This window comes from Pseudomonas sp. USTB-Z (genome assembly GCF_019691255.1).
GTDB classification, from domain to species: domain Bacteria; phylum Pseudomonadota; class Gammaproteobacteria; order Pseudomonadales; family Pseudomonadaceae; genus Aquipseudomonas; species Aquipseudomonas alloputida.
The window spans coordinates 175,686-189,800 of the sequence record NZ_JAECZP010000005.1; the positions used below are offsets into that span (position 1 = coordinate 175,686).

Here is a 14,115-nt window from a genome sequence, read left to right on the forward strand (position 1 = left end):
TAAGGGGCGGGGTGGGGGGAAGGCTTGTCGCTGGGTGTACCGGTTGTTGTGTCTGGGCGCACTTCAAGTTCGGGCAGGCGACACAACTATTGCCCCAACATCTGTCGCACCAGCCATTGCCCGGCCGGCCCCAAGGCACGCCGGCTCGACCAGGCCACATCCATATCCACCCGTCGGGGGTAACCCGCTATCTGCAACTCCACCAGCTCGTTGCCAAACCGTTTTACCAGCGCCCTGGGCAGCTCGGCCCAGCCAAACCCGCGCACGGCGAACTCCAGCAGGGTAAGGTAATCCGGTGCCGACCACGCTTGGCCACGGCCATGGTGCAGGCTGGGGGCATAGGTCTTGATATACAGCTGTCGTGCGTTCTCCAGATGCTGCGCCTTTACCTGCGCCAGGCTTGCCAACGGATGCTCGCTGGCGACATACACGCCGAACTCTGCCTGCTCCGGCAAGCGCGCCACGGCCACGTCGGCGGGGTAGCCGGGCTGTGTGGCAAGGATGCCGACATGGGCCAGGCCCTGCTGGATCATCTCGATTACATCAGCGTCCTCCGCCGGGCCGCAGCGTAGCTCGGTATGGGGGTAGTGCTGGGCGAAGCGAGTCATCACCGCCCCCTGGAACGTTACGCTGTAGCTGTCCGACATCACCACAGATACCAGCGCCTCGACATTTTGCGCCAGTCGCACTGCCAGCGCATCGAGCTGGGCGCTGGCCTCGAGAATTGCTTCGACATGGCTCAGCACCTGCCTGCCCGCCTCATTGAGCGTGGGGTGGCGGCCATTGCGGTCAAACAGTGGGCAGCCGATATCGGCCTCGAAATTGGCGATGGCGATGCTGACAGTGGACTGGCTTTTGCGCAGCTTGCGCGCCGCCGCAGAAAACGAACCGAGTGAGGCGGCTTCGGTAAAGGCGACCAGAGCTTCGGGAGAGTAACGCATGGTATTGATAAAACCGATGGTAGCTATGTCGCGAGTATCAGTTCTATCAAAGAAAATGGGAAGCACGACTCCCGCAATGGATGGAATGTGCAATGAAAAACGTGTCTTTCACCGAACGCCTGGTCCACGCTGTTGGCTATGAAGTGTTTGCGGTACTGCTGTGTGCGCCGCTGCTGTCCTGGTTCATGGGCAAGTCGTTGGCAACGGCGGGCGCGCTGGCGGTGACCCTGTCGGTGATCGCCATGCTGTGGAACATGGTTTACAACGCACTGGTTGATCGCTGGGTGCAAACCGAACGCATCAACTGGAAGGCCAGTACGCGTTTCGTGCACGGTCTTGGCTTCGAAGCCGGCCTGGTGGTGTGGTGCCTGCCGGTGGCGGCTTGGATGCTGGAGATTTCGCTGCTGCAGGCGTTCATGGTGGAGCTGGGCTTCTTCGTGATCATCCTGCCCTACACCGTGGTCTACAACTGGGCGTTCGACAAAGCCCGGCACCTGCTGGTGCAGCGGCGCCTGGCATGAATGCCCCGCGTCGCCTGCTTTGCGGGTACAACCGCCCAAGGTGACCGTATAAACCCATGAAAAACGGGGCATGCCATCGCTGGCATGCCCCGTTTTCATACAGCTGATGCGCCTCAGGCGACCTTGACGATCCAGCCTGCCGGTGCCTCTACATCGCCGCTCTGGATACCGGTCAGCTCGTTGTAGAGCTTCTGGGTAACCGGGCCGACCTTTTCCAGGTCGTGGAACACGTGCAGCTTGCCGTTGTACTCGATGCCGCCGATCGGGGTGATCACGGCTGCGGTACCGCAGGCACCGGCTTCGACGAAGCGGTCCAGCTTGCTGATCTCGACATCGCCTTCGATCACGGTCAGGCCCAGACGCGATTGCGCCAGTTCCATCAGCGAGAGGCGGGTGATGCCTGGCAGTACCGAGGCCGATTTCGGGGTGACGAACTCGTTGTTGGCGGTGATGCCGAAGAAGTTGGCCGAACCGACTTCCTCGATCTTGGTGTGGGTCAGCGGGTCGAGGTAGATGGCGTCGGCGAAGTTGGCCTTCTTCGCTTCAGCACCCGGCTGCAGGCTGGCAGCGTAGTTGCCACCGACCTTGGCCGCGCCGGTGCCCTGTGGGGCAGCACGGTCGAAGCTGGAAATCTGGAAGTTGTGCGGCTTCATGCCGCCCTTGAAGTACGAACCAACCGGGATGGCGAACACCGAGAAGATGAACTCGGGGGCGGTGCGCACGCCAATGTTGTCGCCGGTGCCGATCACGAACGGGCGCAGGTACAGGGCGCCTTTGCCGTGCGGTGGCACGAACTTTTCATTCGCCTTGACCACTTGCTTGCACGCTTCGATGAACACATCGGTCGGCACGTGCGGCATCAGCAGGCGTGCGCAGCTGCGCTGCATGCGGGCCGCGTTCTGGTCCGGGCGGAACAGGTTGATCGAGCCGTCCTTGCAACGGTAGGCCTTCAGGCCTTCGAAGCACTGCTGGCCGTAGTGCAGGGCCGTGGAGCCTTCACTGATGTGCAGTACGTTGTCTTCGGTCAGGGTGCCCTTGTCCCACTCGCCATTGCGCCATACGGACAGGTAGCGTTTGTCGGTCTTGATGTAGTCGAAACCCAGCTTGTCCCAATTAATGCTTTCGTTGCTCATGACACCCTCATTGTCTTGCAAGTGCCCGATCGCTCGGGCTGCTGTTATATGCGCACCATGCCACCTTAAACCATCCTTGGCGGATCGGGAACGGCCAGTCACGAATTGATAGGCTGCGATGCTTTTTTTTCGGTGTCTACAACAGCAAGTACTCATCCAGCGCCAGGTTTTCCAGCAATACCGCATCATGGGACGCCACTATCAGCGCCCCGCGAAACTGCCCAAGCATACCTTCCAGGGCTGTCAGCGATGGCAGGTCCAGGTGGTTGCCGGGTTCGTCCAGCAGCAACAGATCGAGCGGCCGTTCGCGGTACAGCACGGCGGCCAGCGCCGCCTTCATACGCTCGCCGCCGCTCAGCAGGCTACTGGGCAGTTCGATACGGGCTGCATCCAGGCCCAGTTGCGCCAGGCGGCTGCGCAATTTTCCCTGGTCCAGCGTCGGGTTGGCTTGGTGCAGGTGTTCGAGCACGCTGCGGTTGCCTGCCAGTGTGCTGCAGTGCTGGTCGAGTAGGGCGGTCTCGCCACTGAGGCGCACATTGTCGGGCGATGCTGGCAATTCCCCATTCAGCAGCCTGAGCAGGGTGGACTTGCCACTGCCATTGGCGCCGATCAGCCCTACGCGCTGGCCCAGGCACAAGCGCAGGTCAAGCGCTTTGCGGGTGCCATGGGGCAAGCAAAGTGCCTGCAAGGCCAAGACCTCTCGGCCCGGATGACGCTGAGGAGTGGGCGCGTGCAAGGTAATAGCGCTGTCTTGCTCCACCTCGCGGGCGGCGTCACGCACTTTGCCCAGTAGCGTTTGCCGAGCATCGCGATGGTCGCGGCGCTGCTTGCCAGCAGTGGCCTGGCTGCGCTCCTGCTTGCGGTCGACCAGAATCTTGGCCTGGTTGGCGTGCTTGGCTTGGCGCCCGGCCCGGGCCTGATGGCGCTCCAGGTCTTCGCGTTGGCGCTGCAGTTCACGGGCCTGGCGTTGCTGCTCCTGCTTCAGCCGGGCAAGTTGCTGCTGGGCCTGCGCCGTCTGGTTGGCTTTTTGCGCACTATAGAGGCTGTAGTTGCCACCGTAGGCCTGCAAGCCCAGGCTGGATAATTCGACAATGCGTGCCATGTGCGCCAGCAGGCTGCGGTCGTGGCTAATCACCAGCAAGCCACGGTCCCAGGCTTCGATCATGCTCAGCAGCTGGGCACGGGCGTTGCTGTCCAGGTGATTGCTTGGCTCGTCGAGAATCAGGTAATCGGCATCGCTGAGCCACGCGCCAATCAGCGCCACGCGCATGGCTTGGCCACCGCTCAGGGTCCGTGCGGGCTGGCGCCAGTCGAGTTGACCCAGCCCGTGGCCCTGAAGCTGCAGCTGCAATTGCTCGCGGATATCCCAGCGCTCGCCAACGGTGTCGAAATCCTGGGGCTTGATGCTGCCTTGCTCAATGCGCTCCAGCGCCGCAATCACCGGCCCCACTTGGGCCAGGTCGGCCAGCGTGGCGCTGCGCGCGATGACTTGCTGGTCCAGCAAATGGACAGGCCCGAGGCGCCGACAATGGCCGCTGCTCGGTTCACGCCGGCCGGCAAGAATCTGCCCTAGCAGGCTTTTGCCCACGCCATTGCGCCCGACCAGGCCGGTGCGGCGTTGGTCGAAGGTTTCGTTGAGGTTGCTAAACAGCGGCCTGCCATCAGGCAAGGCCAAGGAGACGCTGTCCAGCGTCAGAATCGACGTGTTCGTCATGCACAACTCCACAAATGCCGCGACATCTCCGGAACGAACCGGAGGCTGAAGACTGGCCGTCGAACGGACGGCGGCATCAATGGCGCATTGGACGAACACCTCGTCATTTAGAGAATGCATAGCCTAACGGACCGTCTGGGGCCGGGTAAAGCACCGGCTGCCGGTTGGGGCTCAGCGCTGCGTCTGCAAGCGCTTGGCCCAGTCTCCGCCGTGGCCGTGCGCGCAGGCTTCTTCACTGTCGAATCGCACATGCCAGGCCGGATGGTCCAGCTCAATGCCGGCTTGCTCCAGCGCCAGAGCGGTAAGTGCCAGCATGCGCGCCTTCGCATCACCGACCACGGCCGCTGCCTTGTCGGCCTCTTGCTCGAATACCCAGGTAATACGCAGGCTGCTCGGAAAGTCCTCCGGGTTGAGGCGATGGGTTAGCCAACTGAAGCCGACAATCTCCGCCTTGGCGGTTTCGCAGGCATCGGTCAGGCATGCCACCAACTCCCGCTCCAGGCGGCCTATTTCGCGTTTGCCCAGTGCCTTCATGGGTTGGCCTCGTCATCGATCTGCTGGCAAAAGCGCAGGTGGTTGTCTAACGGGGCCTGCCCCTGCACCTGCAGACAATCCAGGTAGAAAGCCTTGGCCTTGTCGGCCGAGAACATGCGCAGTACCGGTAGGGCGGGGGCGAGGGGCATGGGGCGTCCTTGTCCGTTGAAAAGGTGCCACTGTAGCGCAGTTGCTCCTCTTATGGTCGACCAGCCGGCAGCAATGGTTGACCACCCGCCAGCCACTGCGTAGCCTTGCCCACTTCGAGGTTCTTCGGCCTGGCCGAAGCTAAGACGGGAACGCGGTACAAGCCGCGGCTGCCCCCGCAACTGTAAGCACCGACAACGGATCGACACAGCCACTGCGCCAGCGCGCGGGAAGGCGTCATCCCGCCAGCCCGCTGTTCGACTGAACGGGGACATGGAACGGTGCAAGCCAGGAGACCTGCCTCGTCACGTTTTCGACTTTCAACCGGGCGGGGTGATCCGGTGGCGAACAAGCCCGGCCGGCCTAGCCTGCGGCTGTCGTCCTGCATGCCCGCGCCACACTGCCAAGGGCAATGCGACATGAAAACACTGGCCAAGCTCCCCGTCACCATCGTCACCGGCTTCCTCGGCTCGGGCAAGACCACCTTGCTGCGCCACATGCTCGACAACGCCCAGGGGCGCCGCATTGCGGTCATCGTCAACGAGTTCGGCGAACTGGGCATCGATGGCGAGATCCTCAAGCAGTGCAGCATCGGGTGCTCCGAAGAAGAAGCCAGCGGCCGCGTCTACGAGCTGGCCAATGGCTGCCTGTGCTGCACCGTGCAGGAAGAATTCTTCCCGGTGATGCGCGAGCTGGTGGCCCGCCGTGGCGACCTCGACCACATCCTCATCGAAACCAGCGGCCTGGCCCTGCCCAAGCCATTGGTACAAGCGTTCCAGTGGCCGGAAATCCGTAACGCCTGCACCGTCGATGCGGTCATCACCGTGGTCGACAGCCCGGCCGTGGCCGCTGGCACCTTTGCTGCCTACCCGGACCAGGTCGATGCCCAGCGCAAGCTCGACCCTAACCTGGACCATGAATCGCCCCTGCATGAGCTGTTCGCTGACCAGTTGGCCAGCGCCGACCTGGTGGTGTTGAACAAGGCCGACCTGATCGACGCCGAAGGCCTGGCCAAGGTGCGTGCCGAGGTGGCCGAAGAACTGCCGCCGGCGGTGAAAGTCATCGAGGCCAGCAGCGGCAAGCTGCCACTGGAGGTGCTGCTGGGCGTGGGTGCCGAGTCCGAGGCGCATATCGATGGCCGCCGAACCCACCACGATTCGCATCACGACGGCGACGATCATGACGATCATGACCACGACGCTTTCGACTCCATCTCCATCGACCTGCCGGAAGCCGACGAAAGCCTGCTGCTCGATGCATTGACCCAGTTGGTGGTGGAGTTCGGTATCCTGCGCGCCAAAGGCTTCGCCGCCATCCCGGGCAAGCCGATGCGCCTGCTGGTACAAGGCGTGGGCACCCGTTTCGACAAGCACTTCGACCGCGCCTGGCGCGCCGATGAGCCGCGCATCACTCGCCTGGTGCTGATCGGCCAGGACCTCGATGCTGCCCAGCTGGAAGCGCGCCTGCGCCAGGCACTGGGCGCCTGACCCATGCACCTGCTGCGGACCCAGCCCGGTGGTTTCGTACCGGATGACAGCATTGCCGACCTCGGCCAGACACCCGCCGAGCTGGTGATTCTCTGCAGCGGCGATTCACACCTGGCCTTGCTCGCCGACACCGCCGAGCAATTGCCCGAAGACTTTCCCAGCCTGCGCCTGGCCAACCCGATGCAGGTGCAGAACCATGCCTCGGTCGACCTGTATGTCGACCAGGTGCTGCGCCACGCCCAGGTCATCCTGGTGTCGCTGCACGGTGGCGTTGGTTACTGGCGCTATGGTGTCGAACAACTGGTCGAGCTGGCCGCCCGTGGCGTGCAGCTGATTCTGGTGCCGGGCGATGACCGCCCGGACCCGGAGCTGACCAGCCTGGGCAACGTCCGCGGTGAGCAGGCCGAGCGGCTTTGGCATTACCTGCGCCAGGGCGGCAAGGCCAACGCCATCAACCTGTTCAACTGCCTGGCCAGCCAATGGCTGGGCCGCGACTATGCCTGGGACGAGCCGCAGCCTTTGCCGCGAACGGCGGTCTATCACCCCGCCAAGGGCAGCGCGACACTCGAGGACTGGTACCCACACTGGCACCCCGACCAGCCAGTGGCACCGCTGCTGTTCTACCGTTCGCACCTGCAAGCGGCCAATACCGCGTTCATCGACGTGTTCTGCCAGCGCCTGCAGGCTGCCGGCCTGAACCCGTTGCCGATCGCCGTGGCCAGCCTCAAGGAAAGCGCCTGCCTGGAACAGGTCGAAGCCTGGCTGGACGAGGTCGGCGCTGAAGTGCTGGTCAATACCACCGGTTTCGCCTTGTCCAGCCCCGAGCGCCCCAACCTGCGCCCGTTTCGCCGCGACATCCCGGTGCTTCAGGCAATCTGCGCGCAGGACAACCAGCCAGGGTGGGAAGCCAGCGAGCAGGGCCTGGGCGCGCGCGACCTGGCCATGCACATTGCATTGCCGGAGCTGGACGGGCGCATCATCACACGCCCTGTCAGTTTCAAGGACATGGCTTGGCGCAGCGAGCGCAGCCAGTCCGACGTTGTCTGCTACCGCGCCCACCCCGAGCGCATGGACTTTGTCGCCGAGCTGGCCCGCCGCTGGGTCGAGCTGGCCCGCCTGCCCAACGCCCAGAAGCGTGTGGCATTGGTGCTGGCCAACTACCCGACCCGGGATGGCCGCATTGGCAATGGCGTCGGCCTGGACACGCCCGCCGCCGCACTCAACATCCTCAAGGCGCTGCAGGCCGAAGGCTATCCGCTGGCCGAGTTGCCGGGCAGCGGTACGCAACTGATCCACCAGCTGCTCGGTGGCGTGACCAACGACCTCGACCATCTCGACCAGCGTCCCTGTGCCCAGAGCCTGAGCCTGGCCGATTACCAGGTGGCGTTCGAGCGCCTGCCGCAGGCCAACCGCCAGGCAGTACTGGAACGCTGGGGGCCGCCCGAACAGGACCCGATGTTCCGCAGCGGCCGGCTGATGGTTGCCGGCCTGCGCTTTGGCTTGACCTTCGTCGGTATCCAGCCGGCGCGGGGCTACCAGGTGGACCCTAGCGCGGTGTATCACGACCCTGACCTGGTGCCACCGCATGGCTACCTGGCATTTCACTTCTGGTTGCGTCACGCATTTGCCGCCGATGCGGTGATCCACGTCGGCAAGCATGGCAACCTCGAATGGCTGCCCGGCAAAGGCGTCGGGCTGTCGGCGCAGTGCTGGCCGGACGCGCTGCTGGGTCCGCTGCCGAACATCTACCCGTTCATCGTCAACGACCCGGGCGAAGGTGCCCAGGCCAAGCGCCGCACCCACGCGGTGATCATCGACCACCTGATGCCGCCGCTGACCCGTGCCGAAACCTATGGCCCGCTGCGCCACCTGGAACAACTGGCTGACGAGTTCTATGAAGCGCAGTTGCTCGACCCTCGACGTGCCCGCGAGTTGCAGCGTGACATCCTCGAGCTGGTCAAGGCCAACCACATCGACCGTGAGTTGCAACTGGAAGGGCAACTGGACGATGCGGCGCTCTGGCTGCCGCGCCTGGACACCTACCTGTGCGACCTGAAGGAGTCGCAGATTCGCGATGGCCTGCACGTGTTTGGTCAGTCACCTGAAGGGCGGCTACGCCTGGATACGCTGCTGGCGTTGTTGCGGGTCGAGCGTGGCGACGGTCGTGGGGGTAATGCCAGCCTGCTGCGGGCTTTGGCCAAAGCACTGGTGCCGGGCTGGGACCCGCTCGACTGCGACCTTGGGCAGCCGTGGCAGGGCATACGCCCTGAACAGCTGCAGGCCATGAGCAATGAACCTTGGCGCACCTGTGGCGACACCCGCGAGCGCCTTGAGCTGCTGGCACTTCAGGTGATCGGGCAGGCACTGGAGGGCACGGCACAGTTACCCGACCTGAGTGAGTGGCAACCGGTGCACGCTGTAGTGCAAGCCCTGCGTGAAGCGGTCGCACCCAGCCTGGACGCCTGCGGCACGGCTGAAATGCATGGCCTGCTGGCGGCACTGGCCGGGCGCTTCGTGCCCGCCGGCCCCAGTGGTGCGCCTAGCCGAGGGCGCCTCGATGTGCTGCCCACTGGCCGCAACTTCTATACCGTGGATGTGCGCAACCTGCCCACCACCACAGCCTGGCGCCTGGGCTTCGCCTCGGCCAGCCTGATCCTCGAGCGCCATCTGCAGGACCACGGCGATCACTTGCGTCAGCTCGGCCTGTCGGTGTGGGGCACGGCGACCATGCGCACCGGCGGCGACGACATCGCGCAGGCCATGGCGCTGATGGGCGTGCGGCCTGTCTGGGCCACCGGCAGCCAGCGCGTCGACGACTTCGAAATCTTGCCGTTGAGCCTGCTCGACCGCCCGCGGGTGGATGTGACGTTGCGCGTTTCCGGCTTCTTCCGCGATGCCTTCGGTAACCTGATCCGCCTGTTCGACGCCGCCGTGCAGGCCGTGGCCGCGCTGGACGAACCTGACGACCTCAACCCCCTGGCTGCCCGCGTGCGCAGCGAACGGGCCACGCTGCAGGCTCAAGGCGTGGATGCCGAGCAGGCTGCACGTCAGGCTGGCTGGCGGGTGTTCGGTGCCAAACCCGGCGCATACGGTGCCGGGGTCCAGAACGCCATCGACGGGCGCTTGTGGCACAGCCGCGACGACCTGGCAGAGGTCTACCTCAACCACGGCGGCTATGCCTACGGCGGCAGCGACGACGGCACCCCGGCCCGCGCCCAGTTCGCCCAGCGCCTGGCCAAGGTGCAGGCGGTGCTGCAGAACCAGGACAACCACGAGCACGACCTGCTCGATTCCAACGATTACTACCAGTTTCAGGGCGGCATGCTGGCGGCCTCGGAAACCCTGTCCGGGGCGGTGGTGGCCAGCTACCATGGCGACCACAGCCAGGCCGACCGACCGCGCATCCGTACCCTCAAGGAAGAGCTGAACCGGGTGATCCGCGCCCGTGCGCTCAATCCCAAGTGGATCGACGGGGTCAAGCGTCACGGCTATAAGGGTGCCTTCGAGATGGCCGCGACAGTCGACAACCTGTTCGCCTTCGACGCCACCACGCACCTGATCGACGACCATCATTACCAGGGGCTGGCCGATGCCTATGTGCTCGACCCGGCAACCCGCGATTTCATGCGCGAGCACAACCCCGAGGCCCTGCGCGACCTCACCGAGCGCCTGCTGGAGGCCCAGCAGCGCGGCTTGTGGCAGGCGCCGGGCGACTACCGCGAAGCCCTTGAGGAACAACTGCTCGATGGCGAGGAACAGGCTTGAAATGAGTGAACCCGTACAATTTCCGCTGGCGGCCGTGGTCGGTGCAGACGAACTCAAGCTGGCGCTGTGCCTGACCGCCATCGACCCCAGGATCGGTGGTGTGCTGATCGAAGGGCCGCGTGGCATGGCCAAGAGCACCCTGGCCCGTGGCCTGGCCGACCTGCTTGGCGAAGGCCCGTTCGTCACCTTGCCATTGGGCGCCAGTGAAGAGCGGCTGGTCGGCACCCTCGACCTGGATGCCGCGCTGGGGCAGGGCAAGGCGCAGTTTTCCCCGGGCGTGCTGGCCCAGGCCGACGGCGGTGTGCTGTATGTCGATGAGGTCAACCTGCTGCCCGACACCTTGGTCGATCTGTTGCTTGACGTGGCTGCCAGCGGCACAAACCGCATCGAGCGTGACGGTATCTCGCATCGGCACAGCGCCCGCTTCGTACTGATCGGCACCATGAACCCGGAAGAGGGCGAACTGCGCCCGCAGTTGCTCGACCGTTTCGGATTGAACGTGGCGCTGGAGGGCTTGCCGGAGCCCGAGGCCCGGCAGCAGATCATTCGCCGCCGTCTGGCCTTCGACAGTGACCCTCAGGCGTTCTGCGCACACTGGGCCCAGGCCCAGGCGCAACTGCGCGAGCGCTGCCACGCGGCGCGCCAGGCCTTGGCCGACATTGCCCTGGATGACCAGGCGCTTGCCTGGATTACCGAGCGCTGCTACGCCGCCGGCGTGGACGGCCTGCGTGCCGACCTGGTGTGGCTGCGCGCTGCGCGCGCCCACTGTGCCTGGCGTGGGGCTGCAGCTATCGAAGAAGTGGATGTCGAGGCGGTGGCCGAATTCGCCTTGCGCCATCGCCGCCGTATGACGCCCCAGGCCAGCCCGCCGTCGGCGCCACAGCCGCCTGACCAGCAGCCTGGCGCCGGCAACCCGGGCGAACAGGGTGGGCAGGGCGACTGGGGGGCATTACCGGCACAGCCGGTAGCCAGCGGCGCCCGCCGCGAGGTGCCGAACTGGGCAAAAAAGCCCTGAGCATCCCCCAGCCACCAGCCAACGGGGCGGATGCCAGAACGGGCATAGGCAAGCAGAACGGTACCCGCCGTGGCCTCGTGCGAAATGCGGCGGCCGGCCGGGTAGCCTGGCTGCCGACCTTGCTCAAAGGGCGGCCACGCCAGCGACAGGACCTGTGCTGGCAGCAGCGCCAAGGCAGGCCGGCAGAATTGTGGCTGGTGATCGTCGATGCCTCGGCTTCAACCCGGCGCCATCAGGCGCTGGCACAGACCAAAGGGCTGCTGGCGGCATTGTTCGACCAGGCCTACCGCCAGCGCGCCCGCCTGGCCCTGCTGACTGCCAGCGGGCGCACACCACAGTGGCAGCGCCACGGGCTGAAGGCATCCGCTGCCTTGCAACCCTGGCTGCAGGCCTTGGGAGCAGGTGGGGGCACGCCGCTGATCGCCGCCCTGGAACAGGCGCGGCACTGGCTACAGGCGCGGCAGCGAGCCCATCCGCAAGAGGCCTTGCGTTGCCTGGTGTTCACCGACGGTCGCCTGCAGCACAGCAATACCGTGCAGCCGATGCCATGCGCCACGTTGTTGGTCGATATGGAACTGGCGCCCGTGCGCCTGGGACGCGCGCAGCGTCTGGCAGAACAATTACAGGCTGATTACCAGCACTTGCAACAATTCAAGGTGGTGGATTGAACTGGCAGGTTGCGACACGTTGTCGCAATTGGGAAAGTTGCCACAACAGCAACAGAGAAGTTGTACAAGTGCGTGACCATGCACGCACTTGTTGTGCTGGCCGATCTTACTTCGGCATCGACCACGGTTGCAGGTCGTAGCCCTTTTCACACAATTCGGCGCGCACTTCTTCGATCAGGCTGGCCCACTGGGCCGGGTCGGAGTAGATGCGCGACGACACTTGCTTGGCGCCGATGCGGGTGCTGGTCCGGTCGATCACTGCCAGGCTCAGTTCACCAGTACCGTTGGGTGCATCCCAGGCTACGCACTGGAAAGGTTCGAAGGCGTGGTCGGCAATCAGCAGTGCTTCGTTGACACGGAGCGGGGCATTCATGGTTCGGTCTCTCTATGGTCCCAAACATCGAAGTGAAGTCCGCGTTGCTTCAAAGTCGCCTCATTGATCGCGAAATGCAGCGCGGGGTTATGTCTACTGATGCTCGTTGTTCGTGGGTAAGTCACACATTGGCTGTAAATTTTTTTTCAGGGTCGACGCTGTTCTTGCCTGCGCCGCCATGTGATGTCGATAAAGTGCGAAAATTCCCGTGGCGGTTTGTAAAAAAATGATTCGGCAGACAGACGGTACTGGGCACCGTCAACTTCGTTGCTACTGTTAAACGGGCGCCACAACTTGCTGTTTTACTTCAAAAAACCAAAAACTGGCGCCAAGGATCGGTCATGCAGCAGCCTGCCGCTCAACGCCGTTTGCTTATCGTCGACCCCTGCGACGATTGCCACCGCTTGTTACCTGGCCTGCGCAACGCAGGCTGGGATGTGGACAGCTGTATGCTCGGGGCCGCGCTGGACCACACGTGCGATGTCGGGCTATTGCGCTTGCAGGCTTCGCACCTGAGGCACCCGGACGCGGTCAAGGACATGATCAAGCGCAGCAACACCGAATGGATTGCCGTGCTCAGCGCCGATCAGTTGCGCATGCCGGCGTTCGGTGATTTTGTGTGTGAGTGGTTTTTCGACTTCCATACCCTGCCGTTCGACGTCTCCCGCGTGCAGGTAACCCTGGGCCGGGCCTTCGGCATGGCGCGCTTGCGCGGCAAGGGGGCCGTCAAGGTCGATGAGGCAACCCATGAGTTGCTCGGCGAAAGCCGGCCTATCCGCGAGTTGCGCAAGTTGCTGGGTAAACTGGCACCCACCGAATCGCCTGTGCTGATCCGCGGAGAAAGCGGCACCGGCAAAGAGCTGGTGGCGCGCACCTTGCACCGCCAGTCGCAACGCAGCGAGCAACCGTTCATCGCGATCAACTGCGGGGCGATCCCCGAGCACTTGATCCAGTCCGAACTGTTCGGCCATGAGAAGGGCGCCTTTACCGGTGCCCACCAGCGCAAGACCGGGCGTATCGAAGCGGCCGATGGCGGCACATTGTTTCTTGATGAAATCGGCGACCTGCCGTTGGAATTGCAGGCCAACTTGCTGCGTTTTTTGCAGGAGAAGCACATCGAGCGGGTGGGTGGCAGCCAGCCCATACCGGTGGATGTACGGGTGCTGGCGGCCACCCATGTGGACCTCGAGCGGGCCATCGAGCAAGGGCGTTTCCGCGAAGACCTGTATTACCGCCTGAACGTCTTGCAGGTGGTGACCGCGCCGTTGCGCGACCGGCATGGTGACCTGTCGATGCTGGCCAACCATTTTGCCCATTTCTACAGTGTGGAGACCGGGCGTCGGCCACGGTCGTTCAGCGACCATGCCCTGGCGGCGATGGGGCGGCATGACTGGCCGGGCAATGTGCGCGAACTGGCCAACCGCGTGCGCCGCGGGTTGGTGCTGGCCGAAGGGCGGCAGATCGAGGCGCAAGACTTGGGGTTGCAACTGCTCGACCCGGAACAACAACCGCTGGGCACGCTGGAAGAATACAAGCAGCGCGCCGAGCGCCAGGCGCTGTGCGATGTGCTCAACCGGCACAGCGACAACCTGAGCGTGGCGGCCAAGGTGCTGGGCATTTCACGGCCGACGTTCTATCGGTTGTTGCACAAGCACCAGATACGCTGAGCGCTGCTGAGGTACGCTTGCGCTGTTCTTTGAAGCCGCTCTTACACAAGCCCGTGTAGGAGCGGGTTCACCCGCGAAAGGGCCGGGCCTGCTGGCCAATTTCCACCCGCCGTTCACCGTTGTCGCGGCTACCGTATTCGCGGCTAAAGC

General features: G+C 64.2%; 12 protein-coding genes and 1 riboswitch. Of the genes, 6 read left to right on the forward strand and 6 right to left on the reverse strand.

All coding sequences use genetic code 11. From position 1 onward, the window contains the following. Positions 1-86: 86 nt before the first annotated feature. Entirely contained in the window at positions 87-941 is an 855-nt protein-coding gene (locus I8746_RS08255) for a LysR family transcriptional regulator (protein ID WP_017148300.1), read from the reverse strand. Between the two features lie 92 nt (positions 942-1,033). Between I8746_RS08255 and I8746_RS08260 the strand changes: the two genes are divergently transcribed. Beyond that, entirely contained in the window at positions 1,034-1,462 is a 429-nt protein-coding gene (locus tag I8746_RS08260; protein ID WP_221100444.1) for a multidrug/biocide efflux PACE transporter, read from the forward strand. A gap of 113 nt (positions 1,463-1,575) precedes the next feature. Here I8746_RS08260 and I8746_RS08265 read toward each other — a convergent pair whose 3' ends face one another. The 4 genes from I8746_RS08265 to I8746_RS08280 all read right to left on the reverse strand — a co-directional run bounded on the left by I8746_RS08265 (position 1,576) and on the right by I8746_RS08280 (position 4,992). After that, positions 1,576-2,595, reverse strand: coding sequence for a branched-chain amino acid aminotransferase (locus I8746_RS08265; protein ID WP_003247906.1), 1,020 nt, complete (start codon positions 2,593-2,595; stop codon positions 1,576-1,578). A 136-nt stretch (positions 2,596-2,731) separates the two neighbouring features. After that, on the reverse strand, positions 2,732-4,309 hold the full coding sequence (locus I8746_RS08270; RefSeq protein ID WP_221100445.1) for an ATP-binding cassette domain-containing protein: 1,578 nt from the start codon (positions 4,307-4,309) through the stop codon (positions 2,732-2,734). Between the two features lie 171 nt (positions 4,310-4,480). Next, a complete protein-coding gene (locus tag I8746_RS08275; RefSeq protein WP_014753366.1) occupies positions 4,481-4,843 on the reverse strand; it encodes a hypothetical protein in 363 nt (120 codons plus the stop codon). Continuing rightward, the gene (locus I8746_RS08280) at positions 4,840-4,992 is read right to left on the reverse strand and encodes a hypothetical protein (RefSeq protein ID WP_004577132.1); all 153 of its coding nucleotides are present in this window, start codon (positions 4,990-4,992) and stop codon (positions 4,840-4,842) included. Before I8746_RS08280 ends, I8746_RS08275 begins: the two co-directional genes overlap by 4 nt. Positions 4,993-5,092: 100 nt before the next feature. Then, positions 5,093-5,310: riboswitch (cobalamin riboswitch) on the forward strand. Positions 5,311-5,409: 99 nt separating this feature from the next. Between I8746_RS08280 and cobW the strand changes: the two genes are divergently transcribed. From cobW to I8746_RS08300, 4 genes are all read left to right on the forward strand, one after another. After that, positions 5,410-6,477 (forward strand): cobalamin biosynthesis protein CobW, encoded by a 1,068-nt coding sequence (gene cobW, locus I8746_RS08285; protein ID WP_221100446.1) that lies wholly within the window; start codon positions 5,410-5,412, stop codon positions 6,475-6,477. Positions 6,478-6,480: 3 nt separating this feature from the next. Then, complete coding sequence (gene cobN / locus I8746_RS08290) at positions 6,481-10,242, forward strand: cobaltochelatase subunit CobN (protein ID WP_221100447.1); 3,762 nt, start codon at positions 6,481-6,483, stop codon at positions 10,240-10,242. A gap of 1 nt (position 10,243) precedes the next feature. Continuing rightward, positions 10,244-11,257: an ATP-binding protein gene (locus I8746_RS08295; RefSeq protein WP_088512696.1), complete on the forward strand. Its 1,014-nt coding sequence runs from the start codon at positions 10,244-10,246 to the stop codon at positions 11,255-11,257. A gap of 77 nt (positions 11,258-11,334) precedes the next feature. Beyond that, entirely contained in the window at positions 11,335-11,925 is a 591-nt protein-coding gene (locus I8746_RS08300) for a VWA domain-containing protein (RefSeq protein WP_012052138.1), read from the forward strand. A gap of 106 nt (positions 11,926-12,031) precedes the next feature. On the opposite strand, the gene I8746_RS08305 is transcribed toward I8746_RS08300, so the two are convergent. Next, entirely contained in the window at positions 12,032-12,298 is a 267-nt protein-coding gene (locus I8746_RS08305; RefSeq protein WP_003247923.1) for a hypothetical protein, read from the reverse strand. A gap of 341 nt (positions 12,299-12,639) precedes the next feature. Here I8746_RS08305 and I8746_RS08310 point away from each other — a divergent pair, with 341 nt between their 5' ends. Continuing rightward, positions 12,640-13,965, forward strand: coding sequence for a sigma-54 dependent transcriptional regulator (locus I8746_RS08310; protein WP_010954363.1), 1,326 nt, complete (start codon positions 12,640-12,642; stop codon positions 13,963-13,965). Positions 13,966-14,115 lie beyond the last annotated feature (150 nt).

Bases quoted from the DNA above. Each gene is read 5' to 3' on its own strand.
- I8746_RS08255 (WP_017148300.1), bottom strand. From the start codon at position 941: ATGCGTTACTCTCCCGAAGCTCTGGTCGCCTTTACCGAAGCCGCCTCA.
- I8746_RS08260 (WP_221100444.1), top strand. From the start codon at position 1,034: ATGAAAAACGTGTCTTTCACCGAACGCCTGGTCCACGCTGTTGGCTAT.
- I8746_RS08265 (WP_003247906.1), bottom strand. From the start codon at position 2,595: ATGAGCAACGAAAGCATTAATTGGGACAAGCTGGGTTTCGACTACATC.
- I8746_RS08270 (WP_221100445.1), bottom strand. From the start codon at position 4,309: ATGACGAACACGTCGATTCTGACGCTGGACAGCGTCTCCTTGGCCTTG.
- I8746_RS08275 (WP_014753366.1), bottom strand. From the start codon at position 4,843: ATGAAGGCACTGGGCAAACGCGAAATAGGCCGCCTGGAGCGGGAGTTG.
- I8746_RS08280 (WP_004577132.1), bottom strand. From the start codon at position 4,992: ATGCCCCTCGCCCCCGCCCTACCGGTACTGCGCATGTTCTCGGCCGAC.
- cobW (WP_221100446.1), top strand. From the start codon at position 5,410: ATGAAAACACTGGCCAAGCTCCCCGTCACCATCGTCACCGGCTTCCTC.
- cobN (WP_221100447.1), top strand. From the start codon at position 6,481: ATGCACCTGCTGCGGACCCAGCCCGGTGGTTTCGTACCGGATGACAGC.
- I8746_RS08295 (WP_088512696.1), top strand. From the start codon at position 10,244: ATGAGTGAACCCGTACAATTTCCGCTGGCGGCCGTGGTCGGTGCAGAC.
- I8746_RS08305 (WP_003247923.1), bottom strand. From the start codon at position 12,298: ATGAATGCCCCGCTCCGTGTCAACGAAGCACTGCTGATTGCCGACCAC.
- I8746_RS08310 (WP_010954363.1), top strand. From the start codon at position 12,640: ATGCAGCAGCCTGCCGCTCAACGCCGTTTGCTTATCGTCGACCCCTGC.